Source organism: Streptomyces sp. NPDC007025 (assembly GCF_042869455.1).
In the GTDB taxonomy this organism is placed as follows: Bacteria; Actinomycetota; Actinomycetes; order Streptomycetales; family Streptomycetaceae; genus Streptomyces.
In genome coordinates this window covers 1-3,256 of the sequence record NZ_JBIAFT010000028.1, presented here as the reverse complement: position 1 = coordinate 3,256, position 3,256 = coordinate 1, and the positions used below count along the sequence as shown (strand labels likewise).

Below are 3,256 nucleotides of genomic sequence, written 5' to 3'. Positions count from 1 at the left end.
CCGATCTCCAGAACCCGACCACCACCAAACCCACGCACCCGCCCGACAACCGCATCCCGCCACTCCCGCATCTCACCCAACGGAATCGGCTCACCGGTGTATGCACTGTCCCAGCCGGCGAAATCCTCACCGAACTCGCCGTACGCGCTCTCGGCGTAGACCGAGTCATAGATCTCCCGCCACTCCTCCACCTGTGCGTCGCTCACAGCGGTCTCCGCCGTCGTACCGGAGTCGGCTCCGGCCGCGGCCGCCGCCTCGAGGTCCGGCACCACGTACGCGGCGAGTCGCTGGTCACCGGGCACGTCCTCACGCGCCACCACCGCCGCCTGCCGCACACCCGCGCAGCCGGCCAGCACCGACTCGATCTCCCCCGGCTCGATCCGGAAACCCCGCAGCTTCACCTGCTCGTCCGCACGCCCCACGAACTCCAACTGGCCATCCGCACGCCACCGCACCAGATCACCCGTGCGATACATCCGGACACCCACCTCGAACGGCGACGCCACAAACCTCTCCGCCGTCAGCCCGGGACGCCGCAGATAGCCACGTGACACCTGGACGCCGGCGGCATAGAGCTCTCCCACGACACCGACCGGGACCGGCTGCAGGCCCGCGTCGAGGACGAACAGCCGGGTGTTCCACATCGGCCGTCCGATGGGGACGCTGTGCGCGTCACCGTCCGGACCCTGCCAGACGGAGGAGGCGACCTGGATGGTCATCTCGGTCGGGCCGTAGAGGTTGGACAGTTCACTGTTCCAGGACTCACTGATACGAGTCGCGAGGTCCGGGCGCAGAGCCTCGCCGCTGGCCCAGATGCGGCGCACCGAATGCCCGGCCGGCGGCTCGGGCAGATTGGCCAGCAGAGACGGCGGGAACTGCGCGACCGTGACGCTGTTCTCGGCCATGAAGGACACGAGGCGCTGGGGATCGCGCACCACTTCGGCGGGGGCCACACAGACGGCGGCGCCGTGCAGCAGAGGAAACCAGATCTCCAGACCGACGGAGTCGAACCGCACAGAGGTGCGGAACAGCAGCACGTCGCCGGGCCCGACCGGGTAGGTGTCCTGCATCCACTGCAGATTGTTCGCCAGCCCGCGGTGCTCGACCACGACGCCCTTCGGCCGACCGGTGGAGCCGGAGGTGTAGATGACGTACAGCGGGCCGGAGGGAGTCAGCGGGGCCGCGCGGTCGGCGTCCGTCAGGTCGGACGCGTCGTGCAGAGCGACCGCCTCGGCCGTCGACCCCTCGTCCACGACGACGCACGGGATCCCCGCCTCCACGGCACCGAGGTCGTGGTCGCGGGAGACGAGCAGCAGTACGGGCCGCGCGTCATCCAGCGTGTGACGGAGACGCTCGACCGGGTCCTCGGGGTCGAGCGGGAGATAGGCGGCACCGGCCTTGATCACCGCAAGGAACGCCACGATCGTGTCGGCGGAGCGGGGCAGCGCAACGGCCACCAGTTGCTCGGGCCCGACGCCCCGGGTGACCAAATGGCGGGCGAGTCGGTTGGCTCGCGCATTCACCTCGGCGTAGCTGAGCGTCATGTCGCCGGACAGCACAGCAGGGGCGTCCGGAGTACGCGTCACCTGCGCCTCGATCAGGCTGACGAGGGTCTCTCGGCGCACGTCGGCCGCGGTGTCGTTCCAGGTCGTCAGAGTCTGCTGGCGCTCGGCCTCGGTCAGCAGGACGGCATTGCCGATGGACTGCGCCGGATCGCTGAGCGTCTGCTCCAGCAGTCGCTTCCAACGGTCGAAGAGCGCCTCGACGGTGGAACGGTCGAACAGGTCCCTCGCGTACTCCACGACGGTCTCGATCCCCGCGGGGGCCCCGGCGGCGGCGTACCGTTCGGTCAGTGACAGCAGCATGTCGAACCGCGCGGTGCCCGGATCGGCCTCGGTAGTGCTGACCTGCAGCCCCGGGAGCGTGAAGTCCCCCTGGTCGGTGTTCTGGAGTACGAGTGCGACCTGGAAGAGCGGGTGGTGGGAGGTGGACCGGTTCGGGTTCAGCAACTCCACCAGATGCTCGAAGGGCACGTCCTGGTGCGCATACGCCGCCAGACTCGACTCCCGCACCCGCCCCAGCAACTCCTCGAAACTCGGGTCACCCGAGGTGTCCGTCCGCAGCACGAACGTGTTCACGAACAACCCGACAAGATCGTCCAACGCCTCATCGGTACGCCCCGCCACACCACTGCCCAGCGCGATGTCAGTCCCCGCACCCAACCGCGTCAGCAACGCCGCCATACCGGCCTGCAACACCATGAACACGGTGGAACCGGTCCCGCGGGCCAGTTCCGCCATGCGCTGGTGCAGCGCTCCCTCGATCTCGAACGTGACGGTCTCACCGGCGTACGAGGCCACTGCCGGCCGGGGCCGGTCGGTCGGGAAGGTCACCTGTTCGGGCAGATCCGCAAGCTGGTCGCGCCAGTAGCCGACCTGCTGCGTGAAGAGGCTGTCCGGGTCGTTCTCGTCGCCCAGCAGTTCACGCTGCCACAGCGTGTAGTCCGCGTACTGCACCGGCAGCTCCGACCACTGCGGCACACCACCCTGCGCACGCGCCGTGTACGCCGCCACCACATCCCGCGCCAACGGGCCCATCGACCACCCGTCCGCCGCGATGTGGTGGAACAGCAGCAAGAGGACGCTGGTGTCACCATCCGTGTCGAACAGCCAGGCCCTGATCGGTGCCTCGGAAGCGAGTTCGAAACCGTAGCGGGAGACTTCCCGCACCACTGTCGGCAGCTCCGCCTCGGTCACCCGACGGTGTTCCCAGCCGAACGCGGCATCAGCAGGATCGAGCACCACTTGGCGGGGCTCGCCGCCCACCTCCGGGAACACCGTGCGCAGCGACTCGTGCCGAGTGGCCACATCCGCCAGCGCAGCGTGCAACGCCTCCGCATTCACGAAACCGGTCAGGCGGAAGGCCAGCGGCATGTTGTAGGTCGCGGAGGGGCCCTCCAGCTTGTGCAGGAACCACAGACGACGCTGCGCGAACGACAGCGGCACCACATCCGGCCGCTCCACCGGCACCAGCGACCTACGTATTCGGCCTTCGCCACGCAGCCGCTCGACCAACAGCGCCACGGTCGGGGCCTCGAAGACGTCCTTGATGGGAAGCTCGACGCCGACCACGCTGCGGATGCGGCTCACCAGCCGGGTGACGAGGAGGGAGTGGCCGCCGAGGTCGAAGAAGCTGTCGTCGATCCCGACCCGCTCCAGACCCAGCACCTCGGCGAACAGCCCGCACAACGTCTCCT

1 protein-coding gene is annotated in these 3,256 nt (G+C 68.8%); it reads right to left on the bottom strand.

What is annotated here, in order from left to right:
• A partial coding sequence (locus tag ACFYMO_RS31645) for an amino acid adenylation domain-containing protein (protein WP_388550922.1) occupies positions 1 to 3,256 on the bottom strand: 3,256 nt, incomplete at both ends.